Origin of the sequence: Methanobrevibacter sp. UBA188 (genome assembly GCF_905234905.1) — an archaeon.
Taxonomy (GTDB): Archaea; Methanobacteriota; Methanobacteria; order Methanobacteriales; family Methanobacteriaceae; genus Methanocatella.
The window spans coordinates 11,297-33,833 of sequence record NZ_CAJOJM010000003.1; the positions used below are offsets into that span (position 1 = coordinate 11,297).

The following is a 22,537-nucleotide window of genomic DNA, read 5'->3' on the forward strand; positions in this document are numbered from 1 at the left end:
TCTCAATAGCTTGCTAATTAAATCTTTATTAAAACTATTATAAATTATTAGCTATTGAAAAAAAAAGGATTAAAAAAAATAAAAAAATAAAAGTAGAAAACTAGAATGGTAAACTTGTGTAATAGCCATGAAGACTATAAGTATCCGGATTCCAATTTACTACATTTCCAAACGAGTTTCTAGTACTTGTTGCATCAGCAACTGTCCAAGTATCTCCTACTAAAACTTGAGCCCATACGTGACCATAAGTAGCACTGGAGAATGTACATGTACCATGGACATATCTGGCTGGAAGGCCTGCTGCCCTAGACATTGCTACAACTAAATGTGCATGATCAACACAATTTCCAGTTCCTGCATTCAATGTACCAACAGCACCATATCTAGTATCATAATAGAAACTATAAGACACTGTATCCCTAACATAATTAAAGATTGCTTTAGCTTTAGCTTTTTCAGATGTTAATCCTTTAGTCAATTTAGCAACCAAATTCTTAATTTTATCATTATTTACTTGACAATTTGCAGTAGCTGCCAAGTAAGGTTTTAAATCCTTAATAGTATTTTTAGAATTTAATTTACTAGTAGTTGACTCAGATAAAGATTTTACAGCAGTATAAGCAGGCATAACGCCTTCATTTCCATAAAATGCAACAACACGTGCTAAAGCATAAACTACACCTTTAAATCCGATATTTCCCAAATCGGAACTTACATAATTAGGCATGATACCTTTAGACTCTGCAGTTTTTACTAAACTTTTAGCTACTGCAAGATAATTATATAAATTACCCATATCTGAAGCAGATCCCGGTTTTTTAGGACTTGCAACTTTTAAAACTGGAAGATTATCTTTATTATCGGATTTCAAATTAATTATAGCTTCGGAAACTAAATATAAGAAATCTGCAGTAGAATAGTATAAACTACCAATTTTAATTTTAGAAGGTAATTTTTCATTATCTTCAACATATCCTTTAACATATTTGGATGCTGAAATAATTTGGTTTAAAGTGACCATATTTAAAACATGGATTGTTGATGAACCAGAAGTTGAATCAGCAGTAAATTGAATTTTATAATCTCCCTTAGACAATTTACCTAAACTAACTTTAGCTACACCAGCATCATTAGTTTTAGCAGCATAATTTTTCTTATTTAAAGTAAAAGTAACTTTAACTTTTTTAACAGGATTACTTTTACCATCAATAACCTTAACTGAATAATAAACAGTTTTTCCAACAGATGCATATGCTTGCTTAGCAACGAATTTTGTTCCGTTTACTAAAATTTTCTTAGTTATTGTATCTGATGTATAATACTTACCATAAACAATAGTGTCAATAGGATAATAGCCTACTTTAGCATTAATTTTTAACTTAGCCATACCTTTAGCATCAGTTTTAGCATAATAATTCTTGCCTTTGAATGTGAATTTAACAGTAACATTGAATAAAGGTTTACCAGACATATCTTTCACAGTCGCTTTGAATGAAGATCCATCTTTATATTTCATGTTTAAATTTTTTACAGTTAATTTTGAATCCAATCTGGAAACAATAATCTTATTTGAACCGTAAGCATAATCTTTTGAACCTTTCTTATCATAAGAATATTTGACTGTATAAGTACCTGGTTTCAACTTACCAACAGCAAGTTTAGCAACACCCTTTGCATCGGTTTTTGCAGTATAGGTTTTACCATTTAAATTGAACTTAATTGTTTTATTACTTAAAGGTTTATCGCGTTGTTTAAGAGTTGCTTTGAAATAAGATCCATCTTTATACTTCATTTTTAAATCAGAAGCGGTTAAATTACATGTTGGGTCTCGAACATATAATTTACTGGATTCAGAAGATGAATAAAACATACTGTTTCCACGAAAAGTATACTTAATATCATATGTACCTTTTGAAAGTCCGGAAATAGTTATTTTAGCTTTCCCGTTCTTATCTGTAATTGCAGTTAAAATTTTACCATTATAATCAAAGTATACTTTTGCCCCATTTATATTAACATCATGTTTAGATTTTAAAACAACAGTGAAAACATATTTAGTTTTAGGGTGAATGTATGTTTTATATGGTGAATGAGTAATATTAGACTTATCCTTTTTGACTACAATATTATTGGATAACTTTTCACCAGAGTATGGGTTGACTGATGTAATAGTATGACTACCTACACGTAAATTGATATTTAACTTTGCAACTCCATTTTTATTAGTTGTTCTTGTATAATTTTTTCCATTAAGTTTGAATGTGACTTTAGTATTTGCTAAAGCCGCACCATCTTTTAAGAATGTTGCTTGATACACGGAAGTATATCCGTAATATTTTTTAATGTCACTTCCTTTTACAGAAGACAATACTTTAACTTTCTTTGAAAGAGAAGAAGCAGTGTAATTGGAGTTACCTGCATAAGTTAAAGAAAGAGTATAAGTACCAACTGATAAAGCAGCTGTTTTAATTGATGCAATACCTTGATTATTAGTATTTGCAGAATATGTCTTTCCGTTAACTTTCAAAGAAATCTTTTGATTATTTAAAGCCTTACCTGAATTATCTTTTAAAGTAACTTTGAAAACTGTACCAGACTTACTATATGAAGTGTCACTTACAGACAATTTTGTAGCTACTTTACTGCTATTGCCTAAAACATCTGAATTATGTGAACTTACGCTGACAACATCATCAATGTCGGAAACGGCAATAATTTCATTGGAAGATAAAGATAATTTCTCATCTGCGATAGAAACCAAGGAAGAGTCATAAGTTCCGTTATTATCCTCATAATCTGAAATAATACTGCTTGATAAAACAGTGTCAGAAGGATAATTTTCTAAATTATCATCATGAGAATTAACTATATTAGTTTCTGAGATAGAATCCTCGTTAGAAATTTCTAATTTATTTTGTATGGATGATGCATTAACATCATCATCTAAATTTGAATATTCTGTAATTGAAACATTTGTATTATCAACTGCACTAACTGCACTTAATAAAATAAAGAATGTCAGCACTATTGATAGAGTTAATGTTTTATTTTTTATCGAAATTTTTCCACCTCTTGGTTCTCATTACGAAAATTTTATAGTAAAATATGATTATACTAATGTATAGTATTTCATAATGAGTAGATAACATTATATAATTTATCTATATATAAATGTTTTTACAACTTAAAAATCTTAAAAACAAATTAAAAACAAATAAATCGTTAAAAAAAAGTTAAAAAGATATATAAATAGGAAATAAAAGAATAATTTTACTGAAATAAAGTATAATAAGATTAAATATCTTAAATTTAATTTAAATAAAAAACAATGGCATCAAAAATGAAATTTTAATTTAATGGTTTTTTATAAGAAAAATTAGAATATAATTATGTTTTATAAAAAAAATAGAAAAATTATTGATTGATTAATGAAAATTAATTACAATACTAACACTTATATCATAAACAAAGAATTTAAATTAAAAAATAAAAAAAGTCAAAATAAATAGCTGATTATATGTTATATGAAAAAAATACATTCAGGAAAAACCATAAAAATACTGAAATTCATTTTGGATTAACTTATCCAAATATATATAAGACTGCGATGTCTTCACTAGGTTATAACATTTTATACAATCAATTGAATGAACGGGATGACACATGGTGTGAGAGGATAATATATCCGAATACAAAAAGTATCGAATCAAATATGCCCATGAAACATTTAGACATAATCAGCTTTACATTGCAATTTGAAGAAGATTACTTTAATGTCTTAAAAATGTTAAAAGAAGCTGAAATTCCACTTAAACGAAAAGAACGTGGAGACGAGTACCCATTAATTATTGCCGGAGGCCCCTGTGCAACTGCAAATCCGATGCCTTTATCCGATTACATTGATTTTTTTGTAATTGGTGAAGGAGAATACATTCTAAATGACATTTTAAATGCATATCTTAAAAGCCCAAATAAAAATCTAAAGAAGTTTCTAGAAATACCGGGAGTTTATATTCCGGAATACAACAATAAGACAAAAATCGTTCTGGTTGATGATATGGAAAATGCTTATCACATTACCGAACCTATCATAAGCAAAAGTGATGATGAAAATTATCAAACAGTTTTCAACAACACAATAATGCTGAATGTCTCAAGAGGATGCATGAGAGGATGCAGATTCTGCATGTCCGGATATCTATATAGACCCACAAGAGAGACAAGTCATGAAAAGCTGATTGACATTGCGATACAAAACAGACAGAACACAGGATTAAATAAAGTCACTTTAATTGGTGCTGCAGTATCTGACTATAGCAATCTGGAAAATCTGATAGATGGTCTTGAAAAAAAAGGTTTTCAAATATCAACTCCATCACTTAGAATTGAATCAATTAACAAAAAAACATTACTGACATTAAAAGAAAGTGGACTTAAAACAATAACGCTTGCACCAGAATCCATTCCCAAATTGAGAAAGGTAATAAATAAGGAGATACTGGATGAAACAATTTTTACAGTAATAAAAAATGCTGTTGACTTGGACTTCAAAATCAAGTTATACTTTCTGATTGGAATACCTGGTGAAAATATGGATGACATTAAAGAACTTGCCGAATACTTGAAAAGAATAGCAGATATGCATTATAATATTAAAAATGTAAAATTTAGTATAAACCCACTAATTCCTAAACCTCATACTCCATTACAATGGGAAGGATATGATTTTAAAGATATTAAAAACAAAACTAGGTATCTGAAAAAAGAATTGAAAAAATATAACATAAAGTGCGAAAGTCCTAAAAAAAGTATGATTCAATATATCCTATCTTGTGGAAATAGTGGCATTGGTGAAATTATTGAGAAAACTTTGACAAAAACGGTTACACTAAAAGAATGGAAAGAACAACTCCCACATTATCAAATTGATGATGAACTGCCTTGGGATAATATTGATGTTAGCGTAGATAAAAGATTTTTGAAAATAGAACATTCACGACTGAAAAATTTAAAACAAACACCATGGTGTCAGACTAGTCCATGCTATAATTGTGGTGCATGTGAAAAATAATTACTAGAAAAAAATTAAATTACTATAATAATATAAATAATAACAAGTGAGGAAAAATTATGATTAACCCAGCGAAAAGAACAAATACTATTGAATTGTCACAAATTAGAAAAATGTTTGAAGCAACAAAGCCTGGTGCAATAAACCTTGGAATAGGAGAACCAGATTTTAATGTACCTCAAAACATTAAGGATGCGATGAAAAAATCAATTGATGATAATGAAACACAATATACTCCAAATAAAGGATATATTGAATTAAGAGAAAAAATCGCTGAAAAATTCAAAAAGGACAATGGCATAATAACAGATCCTGAAAATATCATCGTTACAGTTGGAGCCAGCGAAGCATTATACATCAGCGCTCAGGCATTTATGGAAGCTGGTGACGAAATACTTCTACCTGATCCAAGTTTTCTATTATATGAATCATGTATTAATTTAGCAGGCGGGACTATCGTTCCGGTTGACTGTAAAATGGAAAATGAATTTAAATTAAAAGCAGATGATGTTTTAGAAAAAATTACTGATAAAACAAAAGCAATTATTTTAAATTCACCATCCAATCCAACAGGAGCAGTAATGGAAAAAGAAGACATCAAAGCAATCGCCGATTTATCAATGGATCATAATTTCCTAATCATTTCTGATGAGATATATGAAAAAATAATATACGATAAAAAACATTACTCACCAGCGAAATACAGTGACAATGTTATTACAATAAACGGTTTTTCAAAAACTTATGCAATGACAGGATTGAGAATCGGTTATTTGACTGCAAACGAAGAGCATACTGAAGAGTTGTTTAAGATACACCAAAACAGTATTGCCTGTGCCAATTCCACAGCACAAAAAGGAGCTTATGAAGCTTTAACCGGACCTCAGGACGAAGTTCATAAAATGGTTAGTGAATTTAAAAAGAGAAGAGATTTAATAGTTTCCAGATTAAATGAAATGGGATACGAAACCGTGAATGTTGAAGGAGCATTTTATGTATTTCCAAAAATTGAAGATAAAAACTTTGTTAAAAAAGCTGCAGATGCTGGAGTAGTAACAGTTTCAGGAGCTGCCTTTGGATCAAACGGTAAAGGACATGTCAGAATGTCATATGCAAATTCCTATGAAAACATTGAAAAAGCAATGGACATACTAGAAGAGCGTGTAGTAAATGGATGATTTTAGAAGCAAAGCAGGTAAAAAAGCGGCTATAGTTGCTATAGTAGCAAACTGCTTTTTAACCGCATTCAATATAGCAATAGGAATAATGTCTGGAAGTTATGCATTAATATCCGAAGGGGCACACACATTATCTGATGTAGCTACATCTGTAATCGCATTTGTTGGATTTAAAATAGGTCAAAAACCTGCTGACGATGAACATCCTATAGGACACGGCCGTGCAGAAGCAATTGGAGGATTAATAATAGTTTTATTCTTAGGAATGGTTGCTTATGAAATAATGCAGGGAGCTATTGAAAGGCTATTAAATCCATCATTAATTACAACACCAGACTTTTATGCAGCAATAATGGCAGTTTTTGGCATTATAATAAATTTTTCCGTCAGCGAATATATTATAAAAATTGGAAAAGAAATTAGAAGTCCTGCAATTGTTGCAGATGGTAAACACCAAAAAACAGATATTTTTTCATCAATAGCAGTATTGTTAAGTGTTGTTGTATCAAATATGGGTTATCCTATTTTAGACCCAATAATTGGATTAATCATTGGAGTTTTAATCTTAAAAACAGCATATGAAGTAGGTAAAGAAAACATTGACCATATTATGGGAAAGGTACCTTCCCCCGAATTCATAAACAAAATTAAAAGAGTTGCCAATAAAACTCCTAATGCACAGGATGCACATAACATCAAAGTCGATTATTTGGGTTCTTATGCAGTAGTCAGTTTACATGTCAAAGTTGATGGAAATATGACAGTAGATGAATCACATAAAATAGCGCACTCAGTTGAAAAAAACCTCATAAAAAAGATTCCCGAAGTAAAATATGCTATGGTACATGTCTGCCCAATAGGATTGGAATACAACCATGACCAGGAAAATGATGAAAAATAATAATAACGCCGGGACCGGGATTTGAACCCGGGAGGTCATATGACCATCGGATTAGCAGTCCGACGCCGTACCAGGCTGGGCCATCCCGACAATTAAAAAACAAGTATAATAAATTATATGTAAAAACTTATTTATAAACTTAATTATTTTTATTAATGGCACATTCAGAAGTGGACTAATCTCAAAAATATAAGTGATCTAAAAAACCCAACTCCACCCCGGGATTCTACAAGCATCGCATGTTAATAGTAGAGCTGCTCCCTTCCGGGCCTGACCCATTCCCATATTGAAGATGACTAATTTTTACCCTCCAGTAAAAATCTCACCACCACCAATCCTGCAGGACGAGGTTTCTATGTTGTTTTTTCTAGGCTTATACTCTCTTAAAAAGCCGCCTCCTGAACTTCGACCGCACCAAAGGGGGTATGTGCTTACAGAGGACCCCTAACCCTCCAGTCTAGCCAATATTAATATATGATATTAATATTATATAAATGTTACCTAAAATTTCCTATTAAATAATAAAAAAATAAAATAAAAAAAATTTCTAGAAAAAAAATTTTTTATAGTAATTAATTAAAAAAGCTTAAAAAATAAATAAAATAAATAATACGAAAGTAAATTAAAATATTTCTTGAATAATATCCCCATCAGATATAATACCTACCAATTTACCATCTTCAACAACTGGAAGCTGATTTAAAATTCCAGAAGAAGAAACACATTCTTTCATCATTTTTATAGCGGATTCCAGACTGTCATCAGGTGATATTGTAATGACAGATCTAATCATTATTTCATCAACACTAGTTCCCAATTCATATTTATCAAGGATTAAATTATGACCCACATCAGTTGCGGTTATAATTCCAATTAATTTATCATCCTCAACAACAGGAAGAGAACTAACTTTATGTTTCATCAATTTTTCAAAAGCATATACAACATCTATGTCTGAAGTGGTTGTAATCACATCAGTTGTCATTATATCCTTAACTTTCTTGTTCAACATCATCTATTCCTCCGAATTTTTCAAGAATATCACTTACCATGATATCTATAGTTTCATTAATATCCACATTATTAATTATACGTGCATCATGAATTTTTGCCTGTTCAACTAAAAATTTTTGAGTTTTCCTAATAGTAGGGAAATAATCCATATACCTTTCAAGAGACCTTTTAACCCAAGGCTGCCTACATCTTGAATAAAATCTTTGTCTGTGAGATTCTTCATCATCTACAGTTAAAGTAAAGATAATAATATTATTATTTTCAATTAGTTCCTCTTTAACGAATCCTGGAACAATATGGACACCTTCAATGATAGTACTGATACCCTCCTTTACAGACCGCTCAATAATTGCTTCAATACCTACATTAACAACATCGACATGATTAATAAAACCTTCAACAACAGAATCAATACGAATAGAAGGGGTTCTTAAACTTTCATATGCATCAAAACTAGATTTATGAATAACTGGACTTAAATCTTTTGAAATAATCTTACGCATGACTTCACGAATCATATCTGTACTGATAAGATTCTTCAGACGTAATCTACTGGCTAACTCAAAAGCCATTGATGAAGTTCCAACTCCGGATGCTCCACCAATCAAAATAATCAAAGGTTTTTTAGAAGTCCTAAGAGACCGCCAGTTACAATATTTTTGAGCAATATTTGGGTCAATTGCTTTTAGATGGTTTAATACTTCATTCGCCAAATCAAAACTGGAAATTTCAGTAATATTTTTTTTAATTAAATCAGCTTCAATATCACTAGCTATCGCATGTGCTCTTTCTGTACCCAAATCTGCAACGTTAAGAGAACGAGAAAGGATTCCTTTTGAAAATGGTTCCTTATACTGTTTACCATCCACATCTCCAATAACCCAAATCATAATATCACATTAATAAGAATATGATTAAATATTTTAAGTTATTGTTAAATAAAATTTGTCATTTGATTTTTTGAAAAAATAGAAAAAAAATGAATAAAAAATTATTCATCTAAAGAAATAAGGCTTAAATCATAATTAGAACCATCTTTAATGTCAATTAAAATAGCACCATTATCTTTAAGCATTCCAGGATTAGCTACATCAGTAGTTTTTCCAATTTTACTAATTGATTTAGCTTCATGAATATGACCGCAAAGATTAATTTCAGGCTCAAATTCATGAATGGATTTTAGAATTCCAGAACTTCCAACATGTTCACCATTTGCAACCCTATCCGCTTCAGTATTGAAAGGTGGGGCATGAGTAACCAATATTTTTACTTTAGGAATTTCTGAATTGTAAACATAATCATAATTAGCTAATAAATCATAAACTTCAGCATAAATCTTATCATCATCCATTTCTCCAGGAGTATCGAATGGAGTAGGATTAGAACCGCCAAAACCAAATAGAATAGCGTCCCCATAAGCGATAATGTTATTATGAAGACAAAATGCCACTTCATTAATCGCATTACATATTCCGGTAGGGTCACAATTACCTGGAATAGCTATTACATCCACATCAAAATCTGCTACTTTATTAATAAAAGTAGAAACAAAGTCTAACGGTCCAAAATCAGTTATATCACCTAAAATTAATACTAAATCAATATCATTATTGTTTAAGTAATTATATAAATTTTCGTTTTCTTCACCGTGAACATCACTAATTGCTAAAATTTTAGTCATTTTATCACCTTATTGTTCTAAAAAGAAAGATCCCATCTCTTTTAAACCAACTTGAAGGTCAGGTTTATCTCCATGTAATTGTACAGTAACATCATCATCAAACTCTATTATGAGACCATTCCATTCTGCAATTTCCTGAACTCTTTCTTCAGCTAATGGAACTTTTAAATTTATTCTACCAGTAGTTAAACCAGGAGGAGTATTTACAAGGAATCTTGATTTGGAATTTGCAAATTCAAACACTTCTTCTCCTTGCATGGCTTGTTTAAATAAGTCAAGCCAATGGTCAACATATTCATCGCCTTCTTCTTCAGCCATTATCAAAAGAGTTCTTTGAATATTATTTAAAGACATTTCAGCTTTTGCCAAACCATTGATTAATTCTGGATGAGAAGGGTCTCTTTTATATGAACTGATAGAAGATCTGATTATACCCATCTCAGCATTAACTCCCTTAGGAATATCATAACCTTTTTTACTTAAATCTGTAAGGAGATGATGATTAACTAACCAATTTTGTTCAGACGGTAAGCTCATAAATGTCCACCTATAATTTTTAAAGTAGTATGATTGATTTTAGCATCAGCTTCTTTCAATTCATTTTCAATTTCGCTGATATTTTGATAGGAATCTAAAAATAATACATGGTGAGTTGAAGTACCTGCAATATTTAAAATTGCAATTTCATCACTTTGTTTTAATTCTCTTTTTTCAATAGTCGCTTTAAATTGAACATATGGTTCATATTCTTCTGGAAGGTCAGAATATTTGAATATTCCATCCAATGTTGCTAAAAACATAATTACACCTCTAATATATTTTAGTATATTTTATCTTGATAATCATATATAAAGATGATTATAGATTATTCGTATGAATACAAACAAAAAAAATAATCCATAAAAAAAAAGGTTATCAAAAAGATAACCATTACCCGAATTGTGTTTTCAAGGCCTAAAATAAAAAAAATAAAAGGATAAAAATCCTTAAATTTATTTAGCGTTTTCACCTAATGCTTTAGCGAGTGCAGGAGTTGCATCGATTCTTTGAGCATCAAATGTTAATTCTTCAGGGGATAATCCCATTGCTAATCCGTATAATTGAGCTAAGTGGAAAACAGGAAGAGCAAAGTCAGTTCCGTATTTTTCATTAACTTCAACTTGTCCTTGGTCAAATTGTAAGTGACAGAATGGACATACGTTAACAATTGCATCTACACCAGCTGCAGTCATGTGATCGAGTTTTTCTTTGGTGAAACTAGTAGTTACATCAAGGTCTCTGGATCTTAAACCTCCACCAGCACCACAGCACATCATTTTGTCTTTGTAATCTACAGATTTAGCACCAGTAATTTCAACGAGGTCATCTAAAATAGATGGGTCTTCTGCGTTGTCTTCAATACCGATGGTTTCAGTAGGTTTTAAGAAGTGGCAACCGTAGTGTACAGCAACATTTAAGTCTAAAGGTTTTTCGATTAAGGAAGCTAATTTTTCAAATCCTACATCATCTCTTAAGATTTGAGCAAAGTGTTTAACATTAGTAGTTCCTTTGAATTCTCTTCCAACTTCTGCTAAGTTAGCATTAATTTTTGCTTTTTTGTCTTCATCTTCTTTTAACATGTGGTTACATTCGAATAATGAACCGAAACATCCGTTACATTCGGTCATGATGTCAGCACCCATGTCTTCAGCAATAGTTAAGTTACGAGCTGCAATAGTAGCCCAGGTTTCTTCATCGAAAGAACCGAATACACCAGGAGCAGGACAACAAGATGCACCTTCCATGTCTTTTAATTCAATATCTAAAGCTTCAAATAATTTTCTGGTAGCTTTTTCAACACCAGGATAACGGTTGTTCATGATACAACCTAAGAAATATGCAATTTCCATATTATAACTCTCCTCAATTAAATTTATTCTTTTAATCCGCCGGTTGCTTCATCGTAACCGATTAATTCATCAAATCCAGTAAGTTTACAAATTTTTTGTACTTCTTCTAATGCTTCAGGGAAAGCGTGAGTAGTTGGTGGAATTTCAGCAAGACCAATTTTAGCTCTTAAAGCTTTTGTAGCATCATTGATTGGTACACCGTGACCAGTATTCATTACAAATACACCAGTCATTTTGTGTGGTTTTGCCATGTATCCAGCATGTGCTGCGATGTTACGTGCTTTTTTGATGATTTCTACAATTTTAACACTTCTGAGACATCTTTCTTGGCAAGTGTAACAGGTAGTACACATCCATAAAGCATCATCAGCAATAACTTCTTCTTTTAATCCTAATAAACATTTTCTGACAATTTGTCTTACTTTGTATGGGGTTCTTCTTCCAGAAGGACAACTTCCACTACAAGTACCACATTGGAAACAGTGTTTTACAGTTTCAATTCCAGCATCAATGAACTCAGCAGTGAAATCTGGGTCACGATTACTATCATTTAATAATTCTTTATCAGTTAATAAAGTCATATTATCTCCTTTTTTATCTTCATTTGATTTTTCTTCATTTTCATCAGCATCTACTTCTTCAGAAGTTTCTTCAACTTCTTCAGCTGATTCTTCAACAATAGATTCGTCAGATTCTACTCCATCTTCAACAAGAACTTCAGCTTCCTCATCAGCTTCAGTTTCTTCCACAATTTCTTCAGATGGAACTTTATCTGGTTTAGAAAACTTAACAACAGTTTCTTTTTCTATTGTGTCTCCTTCTAAAGTTTCGATGTCTTTTTTAAAAGTCAACTCTTTAGAACCATCCTCTTTTTTATCAAAAGATATAGATATTCCTTTGGTTCTTCCAGGAGTAACTTCGACATCATCAGATGTGTTTGAAACATCAGTTTTGATGTCTTTTCCTTCATTTTCTCCTTTAAATAGATGTTTAAGACGATTTACTATAGACATTGAAAACACACCTCGGATAATCATTGGATAATTTCCTCAAATCCTTACTAATATTCTTTAAAAGAACATATATAAAGGTTACTAAAATTTTTGCTAGTGTAATCCAAATGATTACACTATAAAAAAAATTTTTATTAACCTAAAAAAATATAACTATTATCAACAAAAAGAGGAAAGAAGCAAATGATAAAAAAATTCGAAATTAAATCACATGACGGTCCTGGAAGAATCGGAAAACTTGACGGAAACTTAACTCCAAAAATTTTTTACAAAAATCAGATGAAAATTGCTCCTAATCAGGGTTCCTCATACAATATTGACCGTGAAATTGCAGAATTCAATGTAAAAGAAACATTAAGATTAGCTAAAGAACATGTTAATGATGCAGATATCGCAGTTATTCAAGGATCCAAATATATTGATTTAAGATTAGAATGCATGAAACAACTAGAAAAAATAGGTTACAATGGTTTTATCATAGCTAATGGAGATGCTCTTCTAACCAATCCAAGAGAATTAGTAGAAGTAGTCACTTCCCTTAAGAAAGAATCTAAAAAATCAAGTTACTTTATTTTTTCATTTGCAGAACTTTCTTTTATGCCCATTTTAACTTATATGGGGATTGACGGATTCCTAGTAGATTCTGCGAATTATTACAGTCATTTGAATGTACTTCAAACTCCAACAAAAGCATATGATTTGAATACATACCCAATTTATGATGACATCACACAAAAAGAACTAGAAGAAAAAAACATTGAAAATATGGAATTTACAATAAAAGAAATCCATGCACATATGAAAAATAATTCATTGAGAAATTTAGTTGAAGAAAGATCAGGAACAACACCCCAAAACATCTCAACTTTAAAAATTCTCGATAAAACTCAAATGGATTACTTATTGGAATACACCAAATTATTTTAAAATTTTAAATGATTGAATGATATTTTTGAATTGCCTTTCAGATTCACCAGAGACATCTAAAGTCCTCAACTCAAAAATATAAATCTCACCATTTTCTATAAAGACATAAGTGTGGATATCAAAGTTTATTTCAGGAGTATCCATATTGGCATGCAACTTAATTGAATCCAACCCTGCAATTTCAACAAAATCAGAAGCAATGATTACTCCACCATCATCAGATATCGCATCCTCCATGAATATCTTATAATCATCAAGATTTGTCGCTGTTGGAAACATAACTGCATTAATTAAATTATCCTGACCTTTGGACAATGTCGCAATGCAATCTGGATTTGACAATATGTCTGCCTTTTCAACTTCCCATTCGTCGGGATATTCGAAAGTGATTTTTCCACTATTAAAAGTTCTCATGAATTACTCCTCTTTTTTGGATGTTTCAATAGTTTCTGGAGCTTCTTCTATAGTGTCAATATATTTTGAGAAAGGTTCTGGAAGTTTTGGCATTACTTCTTTTAAGATTTCAGCTGCATCAAGTTCCAATGCCTGTCCTGAAAGCAATTGATTAACGTCAAATTCAAATTCAAATGGTTTTAGTAAATCTTCAGTAGGTACCCTTAAATTAATCTTGTTCTTATTCAATATCATTTTAAGAGTACTTGTATTTCTAATCTGCTCATTCATATCTTCAACAGTACTATTTATCTCATATGCTATAGCTTTATTTTTCTCATTAACATCATGTTTGGATTTTTCAATGGATTTTTCCAAATCCTTAACCAAAAGAGCATTTCTTCTGTTGATATTGTCACGAGCTTCATCAATAACAACATTTATTGCATTCAAAATAGATTTGTTGAGTTCCACATTATAAGCCAAAATCATTTTATTTTTATAATCGAGTTCTTTAAAAATAGCTACTCTTTCATCATCGATTTTAGTAATTTTTTTGTTTAGTTCATGAATTTCATCTTTGGCTTTAATGAGTTCTTCCTTATCAGTTAACTGTTCCTTTAAGGAGTCCACATCATCAAAAAAAGAGCCCTTAAGAGTCTGAATTTGGTCTTGAAGATTAGCAATCTCATCATCTTTTTCCTGAATTGTCTGATTAAACTCCTCAAGTTTTTCATCAGAAAACTGATTATCAATTAAATTTTCATATTCCTCTTGAGCAAGAACTTTCACCAATTCATTATCTTCAAAAGGATCCTCCTTTTTAAGACTTACTTGCTTTTGTTTAGATTCTTTTTCAACAGTGTTACCATCTTTATCTTTACTATTATATTTTTTAGTATAAACTCGGACAGTTCTAAATTCATCACTTTCCATTATTACACCCACTCTATAATATTAAATAAGATTAGTTTAATTTAAATAGTTAATTATTTATTTATCGAAAAAAAAGAAAAAAGAAAAAAAGTAATTTATTATTTGTTTTCCTTTTCAATCCACAACAACATAGCCTCTTCAATAGCTCGGGAATACCAACCAGTTTTAAATAACATCTTACTAGAGGCTAATCTGCGAAAATTCAAGTCAATATCATTATTGATGCTAATAGTAACACGTTTGTTTTTAGACATACAATTAGATAGTACACACTAGTTAATAAATGCTTCAGTGTTTTTTCAGGTCATTTTTCTATGTAAAAATGAATATTAGCATGATTTAATCTAAATATAGTGTGTATAAATGTTTTTAAAATTTCAATTTTTTAATTCTGAAAGATTTTGGAAAGTCATTGAATGTTTAAATCCAACAATATGAAAATTCATTGAATATGTGAAATATGATTAGTCAACCTGCTTCCATTCATTGTTTCCCAAATGTTCATATTTATTGCCGTCGGGACCTTCATGAATTTCTCCGGTGCGAATTATTCTACCTTCCTGTTTACTGTAAAATGCACCTTTATCATTATCTGAACCATCAGACATTTTTACACCTCGCAAATTTAATTATTAATGTTTTTTAATTTAAGAAAGTGCAATAATTGGCACAATCAAAAAACACAAATAGCAATTTTTTATTAAAAATTTTTAATAGTTTTTGTTATTTCAATTATATAAATTGATACCCTCAAATTTCATCAGAAACTATTCGAAAAGCATACAATTTACCCATATAGAATTTCTGACATTTTTTCATTTTAAATCCATTTTTGTAAAAAATAATTTACTGAAAAGAGATTTATATAAACAATTTCAAAAATAAGAATAGAGGTGTATCAAAATGACTATCAAAAAAGTTGTTGTGGCCGGAGGAGGAGTACTCGGAAGTCAAATTGCTTTACAAAGCGCATATTGTGGATTTGATGTAACAATCTGGCTTAGAAGTGAAGGATCAATCGAAAGAGCAAAACCAAAACTTGAAAGATTTAAAAATATCTATGTGGACACTCTTGAAAAAATGAAAACCGATGCCAACGCATATTGCAGAGGCCTAAGTAAAAAAACCGATTTAAGTGATAGTGAAATTGATGAATTGAAACAAAATGCTGAAGATGCATACAATAATATAATATTAACAACAAGTTATGATGAAGCTGCATCCGGTGCAGATTTAATTATCGAAGCAATCGCCGAAAATCCTGAACAAAAAATAGCATTCTATCAGGAGCTGGCCAAACATATGGATGAAGAAACTATTCTTGTAACCAATTCATCAACACTGCTTCCATCAATGTTTGCGGAATATACTGGAAGGCCTGAAAAATATCTTTCACTCCACTTTGCAAATACAATCTGGGAGAACAATACAGCAGAAGTAATGGGACATCCAGGAACCGATCAAAAATACTACGACGAAGTAGCTCAATTTGCTGAAGACATCAATATGATTCCATTAAAACTTAAAAAAGAACAGCCCGGATACATTCTTAATTCATTGTTGGTTCCATTTTTAAGTGCTGCTGAAGCATTACTTGCAAATGATGTTGCAGACCATGAAACAATAGATAAAACTTGGATTTTAGCAACCGGCGCTCCTGCAGGACCATTCCACATATTGGATATTGTAGGACTCACTACAGCATACAACATCATAATAATGAATCCAGAAGCGCAAGACCCGAATACAACCCCTGGAAAAATTGCTAAAATGCTTAAAGAAAAAATAGATGCGGGCAAAACTGGTATCAATGCAGGAGAAGGATTTTATAAATACTAATTCCTTCTTTTTCTTATTTTTTGATAAATTACACAAATCAAACAGCACCGGAAAAATAACTCTTTTTAAACCTGTTTTAAAACAGATGTACAATATTATCTGAAAAAATTAAAAGTATTACCTATTCGTGTAAAATATTACTACCATTACACTTTTAATAACAGAATATCATTAAACAAATAAATAAAAAATATATAAAATCTGTAAAAAATCAAATAAAAACATTTATATAATATGAAAATATAACTAATAAACGATGTGAAATAATTTTCATGTCTAATGATAACATCGGTCAACCATTTTATAATCTCCAAAATGTTTAGAATATGTTTCATTATGGGAAGTAGAAAAACTACTTCCACACTCCCCCTTTTTAAACTAATTTTCATCCAATATTTCAGGGTCAGCACCGGCAATCTCCACCAAATATTCGGCTTCAACAATGTGAAGTTTGGAAGGAATTATAATGCAGTGGAGAGGCCCCCCGAAATCATAGTCAATCAATTCTGAAATTTTGCCTGCCTTTACAATAACATCACTGGAACCGACACGGGCTATTCCCATTGCCAATGTATCTTCCCCAATCAGACCATCACGGTCCAAATCATTTTTAATGTTCATCAAATATTCCAGACCCTGATTTACAGTCATATATCTGTCTTTATGAGCCTGAATATCAAGCAAAACCAAAGTATGCAAATCCATCTTTAAGTTTTCTTCTATAGCTTCATAAGGGGATTTGGGATAAAAATTATAATCTGGGAAAGGTATTGTAGTGACTTTTCCGAATTTATACCCTTGAAGACCTGAAATCGCAGGAGCTGAAGAAAGAATTGAAGACCCATGAATAACTTCATAGTCTATTTGCTTTTTTGAGCACTGAACCAAAAAATCACTATGGGTTGTGGCAATTAAAGGATCACCACCTGTTATCAAAGCAACATCAGATGTCTTGGCTTCTTCGATAAATTTAGACTCTTCTTCAACTTCATTTCTAACCAGTATTTCAATTTTTTGACCTACCAATTCTTCAATAGCTTCAAAGCTTGAACCGAATAATCTTGATGTGAAAAACTCAGCATAAATTTTATCAACATTTTTCAAACATTCTAAACCTTTAATAGAAATATCCTTATGGTCAAATAAACCTAAACCCACTAAATAAAACATATAAATTATATAAGAATTTAAACATAATAAATCTTATGAAATGTGTAAAAGTTCCATTAAAAAGGTTAAATGACACACGAATAAAATTAATGGAAAATGGCCAAATGAATATGGAATATAAAATAAAAGCTGAAGAGAAATACGGATATATTCCCATCAATGAAGATGTTGACGATTATGAAATTGTAGATATTGAGCTAGAACCCATGAAAAGAGTTCCGCACAATTTTTCCGAATTGCTTGAAGGAGAACTAACTAACGAGGAAATTGAAAACCTAAGAACCTCATTTGATACCATTGGAGACATAGTGATTTTAGAAATTCCGGAGAATCTACAGGATAAAAAGCAAATCATCGGCGATGCGGCACTTAAATTTACAAAAAGAAAAGCAATTTACATGAAGAAAAGTGCAATCAAAGGAACAACACGAGTTCGTGATTTGGAATTTCTATCTGGAGTTGATGATTCCGTGACAATCCACAAAGAGCACGGCGCCAGATTGAAATTAGATGTGCGTGAAGTTTATTTCTCACCAAGACTTGCAACTGAACGAAAACGGGTGATGGAAAGCGTTAAAGATGGTGAAAAAATCCTTGACATGTTTTGTGGAATCGGACCGTTTCCAATCGTAATTGCCAGAAACAAAAATGTTAATATAACTGCAGTAGACATCAATGAGTCTGCAATCAGATATTTGAATGAAAATATTAAACTAAATAAACTTGAAGGTCATATCGAAACTTACTGCGGAGATATTCGGGAAGTTAGCAAGTCATTTAACTTGAAATTTGATAGAATAATTATGAATCTTCCAGGTCTTGCATATACTTTCCTTGACGTTACAGTCGATTTAATCAACGATGGTGGAATAATCAACTATTATGAATTTTCTGATTCATATGAACAGGGAATAAAACGATTAAAAGATGCCTGTAGAAAAGTTGGAAAAGAAGTGAAAATAATAAATACGCGTAAAGTAAAATCAACAAGTCCGGGAGAATGGCATGTCGCCATCGATGGGAAAATTAAACACTAAAAATCAACTTCCATCTTTTTTCTATAGTTAAGATACAATTTCACCAATCGTATTTAACTTATCACACTGAATCATGACAATTTTTCCATCTTTTGCATAGTTGAAATAATACCTCTGATGAGTATTTTTTACCAGCCCCGAAGAAGTAGTGACCGTTTCATTTCTAAAAATCCCTTTAACACCATTAATGGACTTATCATGATATGTTCCATCATTTAAAAGATTAATATCAATATCCTCACCATAATCATACACGCAAATATCTAAAAGCAATATATCATTTTGATGGAATGTTCTTTGTTCCTTTAAGACTTTATGATTTAGAATTTCATCATAATATGAGATATTTGATGAATTTTCATCCTCTAAAAACCCCCAGGAAACAGAAAAGTTAACCCCATTAATTTCAACATTTCTAGGTTCAGGAAGATGGTATTTAGAAGAGCCTGGAACCGGATCACCTCCATGATACATAAAGAGCACAGCCAAGCTAATTACAAAAAATACTATAACAAAAACAGTTTTTTTATCCATCAAATTACCAAGTTGGGTTAATTATTGGAAATTAATTAATTTAAAAAAAAATAGTTAAAAAAATAAAAAAATCAGAATTGGATTCTGTTACCAGTCCAATCGTCATCATCATTGAATGCATTGAATTTCTTTTCATCTTCAAGATATTGTTCCATATCCCTATATAATTTAACCCTGAAAATATCCGGATAAGGTATGTATAACATATCTCCATTTCCACTGGTTTCCTTTACATAGGTTTCTTCAAATTCAATGATTGAATCATCTTCTTTATTAAAATGATGAACTTCATTAGCACACAATATTTTGAAGTGTACAAAATCATCTTTTAATAATTCTTTAACTAAATCATCAATCAAAAGCGGATAATTTGCACTTTTATTACTTTTTATCTCCATAATATCTCCTCATTACAAAATAACAATAATTCAAACCATATTAAAACACAATAAAGCCATCATTCATTAAATTAGCTATTAATTTCTAAAATAATAACAGTCATATTCATAATAGCTTTTTTGTAGAAAACTCTACAAATGTTATATAAATATTTCAGAGTTATTATTTAAATAGTTATTGAAAATGATTAAAATTAAATAAATAAGTAATTTTAGCCAATTTTAAATAAAATAAATATTTTTAATTATCCAAGCGTTTTAAAAAAACATTTTCAAAAATATTGTAAAAATTATTATACATTAACAAAAATCATGCGATAAAAATTGGAAATATGGATAATGTTAAATTCAACGTCCATAATTTCCACTTAACTTTGATAATTAATTAAATAGGATCAATTATTCCTTTTTCAGTAATAATCCCAGTTATCAATTCTTTTGGAGTTATGTCAAATGCAGGATTGATGACTTCAGTCCCTTCAGGACAAATTCTAGCCCCACCATAATATCTTACTTCATCGCCATCCCTTTCTTCAATAATCGTATCATAAATTGATATTTCATTATCAAATGTAGAGTAAGGAGCAGCTACATAAAATGGTATATCATGGTGTTTTGCAGCCAATGCCACCATAAAGGAACCTACCTTATTTACGACACCTCCTTTGGCTATCCTGTCAGCACCTATTACTACCTTATCAATTTTACCTTGTGACATTAAAAATCCTGAAGCGACATCAGGAATTAATTTAACGGGGATGTTTTCCTGTTGCATTTCCCAAACACTTAAACTAGCTCCCTGTCCTCTTGGACGAGTTTCATCACATATTACGTTGATTTTCTTTCCAGCATCCCTTGCTGCCCTAAATACTCCTAAAGCAGTTCCATAATCAACACATGCAAGAGCACCAGCATTACAATGTGTCAAAACAGTATCTCCATCGTCAATTATTTCAGCACCATATTTTCCAATAGCCCTATTGGTTGCCATATCCTCTTCATACATTTTTAACGCTTCTGAAAGTGCATCCTCACTATTCAATACTCTGTCAACTGCCCAAAACAAATTTACTGCAGTCGGTCTTGCAGCCTTAATTTCTGTTGCTGCTTTTTGTAAATCTACACCCTCAATGTCAGCTAACGCCATTCCAAAAGCTGCTGAAACCCCAATAGCAGGAGCACCACGAACAGTCATATCACGAATAGCAACGATTACATCCTGATAATTATCACACCAAACATAAGTCAATTCATCAGGAAGCTTTCTTTGATCAATGAGTTTTAGTTTATTATCTTCCCATTCAAGTGTTTTCATAATTTAACACCTATAAAAAAAGTATTATAAAAAATAGTTGAAAGCATAATTAATTGTTAGTTTCTAAGTCCAATTTATAGACAATTTTTAATTATGCTCTCCGCCTAATAATATCCAATTCGGATTGATTAGAGATGTATAAAAATACATCTAATTTATATTTTTATTAAACTACTTAATAAATCTTTATATGAAACAATTAAAAATTAATGTTTTTAGAAATACCTAAAAACTTATGCATTTTCTGTCATTATAGGCACAACTTGTTTTTTACGTGACACAACACCTTCAAGTAATACTGTATTATCTTCTAATGTTACGCCATATGCCTTTTCAACTAGACTTGCATCTTTACCAAGTGCAATTACCTGTGAATTGCTGTTGACAATATCAGTGATTAAAAGCATGAATAAATCCAAATTCTCTTCTTCAATAATTTTATTTATGCCAGCTTCCAATTCTTCTTTCATTTCTAAAACATCACTTATGCTTGCAGTATTGACTTGATTGACAATGGACTTTACATTTTTAAAATCAATTTGTTTTGCATCCAATGAAAGTATTTCATCAATTGAAAAACTACTTAAATCTGTACCTGCCTTAAGCATTTCCAAACCATATTCCTCAGCGTCAATGTCAGCAATCTTTGCAAGTTTTTCAACTGCTTTTACATCATCATCAGTAGTGGTTGGTGATTTTAAAAGCAAAGTATCTGAAATGATTGCAGATAACATTAATGTAGCTATTTCCTTTGTTATTTCAATGGCATTTTCCTCATATAACTTGCATAAAATAGTTTCAGTACAACCCACCGGTTCAAATCTTAAAAATAAAGGATATGAAGTTTCCAATGCAAGTTTATGGTGGTCAACGACTTTTAAAATATTTGCATTTTCCAAATTATCTACAGATTCAGCAGGAGAATTATGATCAACTAAAATTACATTAGCATCATCTTCAACACTTTCTAAAAGTTCTGGAGTATCCATGTCCAGATAATTTAAAATAAATTCAGTTTCTTTATTAATATTTCCTAATCTGTAAGCTTTAGCTTCACTGTTGCCTAATTCCTTTTCTAAATTAGTCATTACAATACTTGATGTGATTGAATCACTATCTGGACTTTTATGTCCAAAAATAAAAGTTTCTACCATATTATCTTTCCTCACAAAAAAATAAAATCAGTATAATATATCTTCTTCATACAATATTAAAATTGCTATAAATGATAAAAAAATAAA

Annotated in this window: 22 protein-coding genes, 1 tRNA gene and 1 other RNA gene; 6 read left to right on the forward strand and 18 right to left on the reverse strand. The window is 30.8% G+C overall.

Annotated features, from left to right (window positions below; all coding sequences use genetic code 11):
• Nucleotides 1-100 precede the first annotated feature (100 nt).
• Nucleotides 101-3,025, reverse strand: a complete 2,925-nt coding sequence (locus QZ143_RS01010; protein WP_292880364.1) for an Ig-like domain repeat protein — start codon at nucleotides 3,023-3,025, stop codon at nucleotides 101-103.
• Nucleotides 3,026-3,517: 492 nt separating this feature from the next.
• Here QZ143_RS01010 and QZ143_RS01015 point away from each other — a divergent pair, with 492 nt between their 5' ends.
• From QZ143_RS01015 to QZ143_RS01025, 3 genes are read left to right on the forward strand one after another with little or no spacing between them, the layout of a single operon-like run.
• Nucleotides 3,518-5,071, forward strand: coding sequence for a radical SAM protein (locus QZ143_RS01015; RefSeq protein WP_292880367.1), 1,554 nt, complete (start codon nucleotides 3,518-3,520; stop codon nucleotides 5,069-5,071).
• 59 nt (nucleotides 5,072-5,130) lie between these two features.
• Nucleotides 5,131-6,249: a pyridoxal phosphate-dependent aminotransferase gene (locus tag QZ143_RS01020; RefSeq protein WP_292880369.1), complete on the forward strand. Its 1,119-nt coding sequence runs from the start codon at nucleotides 5,131-5,133 to the stop codon at nucleotides 6,247-6,249.
• Nucleotides 6,242-7,150 carry a cation diffusion facilitator family transporter gene (locus QZ143_RS01025; RefSeq protein WP_292880372.1) on the forward strand — a complete coding sequence of 303 codons (909 nt, stop codon included), beginning with the start codon at nucleotides 6,242-6,244 and terminating at the stop codon, nucleotides 7,148-7,150. The genes QZ143_RS01020 and QZ143_RS01025 overlap by 8 nt, the downstream gene beginning before the upstream one ends.
• 6 nt (nucleotides 7,151-7,156) lie before the next feature.
• Here QZ143_RS01025 and QZ143_RS01030 read toward each other — a convergent pair.
• The 9 genes from QZ143_RS01030 to hdrC all read right to left on the reverse strand — a co-directional run bounded on the left by QZ143_RS01030 (nucleotide 7,157) and on the right by hdrC (nucleotide 12,747).
• A tRNA-Ser gene (locus tag QZ143_RS01030) sits at nucleotides 7,157-7,240 on the reverse strand.
• A 62-nt stretch (nucleotides 7,241-7,302) separates the two neighbouring features.
• Nucleotides 7,303-7,618: signal recognition particle sRNA (gene ffs, locus QZ143_RS01035), an RNA gene on the reverse strand.
• 154 nt (nucleotides 7,619-7,772) lie between these two features.
• Nucleotides 7,773-8,165 carry a CBS domain-containing protein gene (locus QZ143_RS01040; protein ID WP_292607050.1) on the reverse strand — a complete coding sequence of 131 codons (393 nt, stop codon included), beginning with the start codon at nucleotides 8,163-8,165 and terminating at the stop codon, nucleotides 7,773-7,775.
• The gene (locus QZ143_RS01045; RefSeq protein WP_292607048.1) at nucleotides 8,143-9,054 is read right to left on the reverse strand and encodes a 2-phosphoglycerate kinase; all 912 of its coding nucleotides are present in this window, start codon (nucleotides 9,052-9,054) and stop codon (nucleotides 8,143-8,145) included. Before QZ143_RS01045 ends, QZ143_RS01040 begins: the two co-directional genes overlap by 23 nt.
• Nucleotides 9,055-9,155: 101 nt before the next feature.
• On the reverse strand, nucleotides 9,156-9,845 hold the full coding sequence (locus tag QZ143_RS01050) for a metallophosphoesterase (protein WP_292880376.1): 690 nt from the start codon (nucleotides 9,843-9,845) through the stop codon (nucleotides 9,156-9,158).
• Nucleotides 9,846-9,854: 9 nt separating this feature from the next.
• Complete coding sequence (locus QZ143_RS01055) at nucleotides 9,855-10,382, reverse strand: DUF2096 domain-containing protein (protein ID WP_292607043.1); 528 nt, start codon at nucleotides 10,380-10,382, stop codon at nucleotides 9,855-9,857.
• Nucleotides 10,379-10,645 carry a DUF749 domain-containing protein gene (locus tag QZ143_RS01060; RefSeq protein ID WP_292607040.1) on the reverse strand — a complete coding sequence of 89 codons (267 nt, stop codon included), beginning with the start codon at nucleotides 10,643-10,645 and terminating at the stop codon, nucleotides 10,379-10,381. Before QZ143_RS01060 ends, QZ143_RS01055 begins: the two co-directional genes overlap by 4 nt.
• 192 nt (nucleotides 10,646-10,837) lie before the next feature.
• On the reverse strand, nucleotides 10,838-11,734 hold the full coding sequence (hdrB, locus tag QZ143_RS01065) for a CoB--CoM heterodisulfide reductase subunit B (protein WP_292880379.1): 897 nt from the start codon (nucleotides 11,732-11,734) through the stop codon (nucleotides 10,838-10,840).
• 23 nt (nucleotides 11,735-11,757) lie between these two features.
• The gene (gene hdrC, locus QZ143_RS01070; protein WP_292880382.1) at nucleotides 11,758-12,747 is read right to left on the reverse strand and encodes a CoB--CoM heterodisulfide reductase subunit C; all 990 of its coding nucleotides are present in this window, start codon (nucleotides 12,745-12,747) and stop codon (nucleotides 11,758-11,760) included.
• Between the two features lie 183 nt (nucleotides 12,748-12,930).
• Here hdrC and QZ143_RS01075 point away from each other — a divergent pair, with 183 nt between their 5' ends.
• The gene (locus QZ143_RS01075; RefSeq protein ID WP_292880385.1) at nucleotides 12,931-13,674 is read left to right on the forward strand and encodes an archaeosine tRNA-ribosyltransferase; all 744 of its coding nucleotides are present in this window, start codon (nucleotides 12,931-12,933) and stop codon (nucleotides 13,672-13,674) included.
• Here the strand turns inward: QZ143_RS01075 and QZ143_RS01080 are convergent.
• The 3 genes from QZ143_RS01080 to QZ143_RS01090 all read right to left on the reverse strand — a co-directional run bounded on the left by QZ143_RS01080 (nucleotide 13,666) and on the right by QZ143_RS01090 (nucleotide 15,611).
• Nucleotides 13,666-14,088, reverse strand: coding sequence for a PsbP-related protein (locus QZ143_RS01080; protein WP_292605185.1), 423 nt, complete (start codon nucleotides 14,086-14,088; stop codon nucleotides 13,666-13,668). The genes QZ143_RS01075 and QZ143_RS01080 overlap by 9 nt on opposite strands.
• A 3-nt stretch (nucleotides 14,089-14,091) precedes the next feature.
• Nucleotides 14,092-15,003 carry a hypothetical protein gene (locus QZ143_RS01085; RefSeq protein WP_292605187.1) on the reverse strand — a complete coding sequence of 304 codons (912 nt, stop codon included), beginning with the start codon at nucleotides 15,001-15,003 and terminating at the stop codon, nucleotides 14,092-14,094.
• A gap of 464 nt (nucleotides 15,004-15,467) precedes the next feature.
• Entirely contained in the window at nucleotides 15,468-15,611 is a 144-nt protein-coding gene (locus QZ143_RS01090; RefSeq protein WP_292605191.1) for a hypothetical protein, read from the reverse strand.
• A 295-nt stretch (nucleotides 15,612-15,906) separates the two neighbouring features.
• Here QZ143_RS01090 and QZ143_RS01095 point away from each other — a divergent pair, with 295 nt between their 5' ends.
• Nucleotides 15,907-16,842 carry a 3-hydroxyacyl-CoA dehydrogenase gene (locus tag QZ143_RS01095; RefSeq protein WP_292605193.1) on the forward strand — a complete coding sequence of 312 codons (936 nt, stop codon included), beginning with the start codon at nucleotides 15,907-15,909 and terminating at the stop codon, nucleotides 16,840-16,842.
• Nucleotides 16,843-17,220: 378 nt separating this feature from the next.
• Here QZ143_RS01095 and dph5 read toward each other — a convergent pair whose 3' ends face one another.
• Nucleotides 17,221-18,012: a diphthine synthase gene (gene dph5, locus QZ143_RS01100; RefSeq protein WP_292880388.1), complete on the reverse strand. Its 792-nt coding sequence runs from the start codon at nucleotides 18,010-18,012 to the stop codon at nucleotides 17,221-17,223.
• 35 nt (nucleotides 18,013-18,047) lie between these two features.
• Between dph5 and QZ143_RS01105 the strand changes: the two genes are divergently transcribed.
• On the forward strand, nucleotides 18,048-19,049 hold the full coding sequence (locus QZ143_RS01105) for a class I SAM-dependent methyltransferase family protein (RefSeq protein ID WP_292880390.1): 1,002 nt from the start codon (nucleotides 18,048-18,050) through the stop codon (nucleotides 19,047-19,049).
• Between the two features lie 27 nt (nucleotides 19,050-19,076).
• Here the strand turns inward: QZ143_RS01105 and QZ143_RS01110 are convergent, their stop codons facing one another.
• From QZ143_RS01110 to QZ143_RS01125, 4 genes are all read right to left on the reverse strand, one after another.
• Nucleotides 19,077-19,583 (reverse strand): hypothetical protein, encoded by a 507-nt coding sequence (locus QZ143_RS01110; RefSeq protein WP_292880392.1) that lies wholly within the window; start codon nucleotides 19,581-19,583, stop codon nucleotides 19,077-19,079.
• Between the two features lie 71 nt (nucleotides 19,584-19,654).
• Nucleotides 19,655-19,981 carry a hypothetical protein gene (locus QZ143_RS01115; RefSeq protein WP_292605201.1) on the reverse strand — a complete coding sequence of 109 codons (327 nt, stop codon included), beginning with the start codon at nucleotides 19,979-19,981 and terminating at the stop codon, nucleotides 19,655-19,657.
• A 385-nt stretch (nucleotides 19,982-20,366) separates the two neighbouring features.
• Nucleotides 20,367-21,296 (reverse strand): S-methyl-5-thioribose-1-phosphate isomerase, encoded by a 930-nt coding sequence (mtnA, locus tag QZ143_RS01120; RefSeq protein WP_292605203.1) that lies wholly within the window; start codon nucleotides 21,294-21,296, stop codon nucleotides 20,367-20,369.
• A 233-nt stretch (nucleotides 21,297-21,529) separates the two neighbouring features.
• The gene (locus QZ143_RS01125; RefSeq protein WP_292880394.1) at nucleotides 21,530-22,450 is read right to left on the reverse strand and encodes a manganese-dependent inorganic pyrophosphatase; all 921 of its coding nucleotides are present in this window, start codon (nucleotides 22,448-22,450) and stop codon (nucleotides 21,530-21,532) included.
• Between the last annotated feature and the right edge of the window lie 87 nt (nucleotides 22,451-22,537).

Excerpts from the sequence above, each read along its gene's own strand:
- QZ143_RS01060 (WP_292607040.1), bottom strand. The coding sequence starts at position 10,645 with ATGTTTTTAGCAACATTGGATGGAATATTCAAATATTCTGACCTTCCA.
- QZ143_RS01105 (WP_292880390.1), top strand. The coding sequence starts at position 18,048 with ATGAAATGTGTAAAAGTTCCATTAAAAAGGTTAAATGACACACGAATA.
- QZ143_RS01020 (WP_292880369.1), top strand. The coding sequence starts at position 5,131 with ATGATTAACCCAGCGAAAAGAACAAATACTATTGAATTGTCACAAATT.
- QZ143_RS01040 (WP_292607050.1), bottom strand. The coding sequence starts at position 8,165 with ATGATGTTGAACAAGAAAGTTAAGGATATAATGACAACTGATGTGATT.
- QZ143_RS01090 (WP_292605191.1), bottom strand. The coding sequence starts at position 15,611 with ATGTCTGATGGTTCAGATAATGATAAAGGTGCATTTTACAGTAAACAG.
- QZ143_RS01015 (WP_292880367.1), top strand. The coding sequence starts at position 3,518 with ATGTTATATGAAAAAAATACATTCAGGAAAAACCATAAAAATACTGAA.
- dph5 (WP_292880388.1), bottom strand. The coding sequence starts at position 18,012 with ATGTTTTATTTAGTGGGTTTAGGTTTATTTGACCATAAGGATATTTCT.
- hdrC (WP_292880382.1), bottom strand. The coding sequence starts at position 12,747 with ATGTCTATAGTAAATCGTCTTAAACATCTATTTAAAGGAGAAAATGAA.
- mtnA (WP_292605203.1), bottom strand. The coding sequence starts at position 21,296 with ATGAAAACACTTGAATGGGAAGATAATAAACTAAAACTCATTGATCAA.
- QZ143_RS01125 (WP_292880394.1), bottom strand. The coding sequence starts at position 22,450 with ATGGTAGAAACTTTTATTTTTGGACATAAAAGTCCAGATAGTGATTCA.
- QZ143_RS01055 (WP_292607043.1), bottom strand. The coding sequence starts at position 10,382 with ATGAGCTTACCGTCTGAACAAAATTGGTTAGTTAATCATCATCTCCTT.
- QZ143_RS01075 (WP_292880385.1), top strand. The coding sequence starts at position 12,931 with ATGATAAAAAAATTCGAAATTAAATCACATGACGGTCCTGGAAGAATC.
- QZ143_RS01110 (WP_292880392.1), bottom strand. The coding sequence starts at position 19,583 with ATGGATAAAAAAACTGTTTTTGTTATAGTATTTTTTGTAATTAGCTTG.
- QZ143_RS01045 (WP_292607048.1), bottom strand. The coding sequence starts at position 9,054 with ATGATTTGGGTTATTGGAGATGTGGATGGTAAACAGTATAAGGAACCA.
- QZ143_RS01095 (WP_292605193.1), top strand. The coding sequence starts at position 15,907 with ATGACTATCAAAAAAGTTGTTGTGGCCGGAGGAGGAGTACTCGGAAGT.
- QZ143_RS01080 (WP_292605185.1), bottom strand. The coding sequence starts at position 14,088 with ATGAGAACTTTTAATAGTGGAAAAATCACTTTCGAATATCCCGACGAA.
- QZ143_RS01050 (WP_292880376.1), bottom strand. The coding sequence starts at position 9,845 with ATGACTAAAATTTTAGCAATTAGTGATGTTCACGGTGAAGAAAACGAA.
- QZ143_RS01115 (WP_292605201.1), bottom strand. The coding sequence starts at position 19,981 with ATGGAGATAAAAAGTAATAAAAGTGCAAATTATCCGCTTTTGATTGAT.
- hdrB (WP_292880379.1), bottom strand. The coding sequence starts at position 11,734 with ATGGAAATTGCATATTTCTTAGGTTGTATCATGAACAACCGTTATCCT.
- QZ143_RS01085 (WP_292605187.1), bottom strand. The coding sequence starts at position 15,003 with ATGGAAAGTGATGAATTTAGAACTGTCCGAGTTTATACTAAAAAATAT.
- QZ143_RS01025 (WP_292880372.1), top strand. The coding sequence starts at position 6,242 with ATGGATGATTTTAGAAGCAAAGCAGGTAAAAAAGCGGCTATAGTTGCT.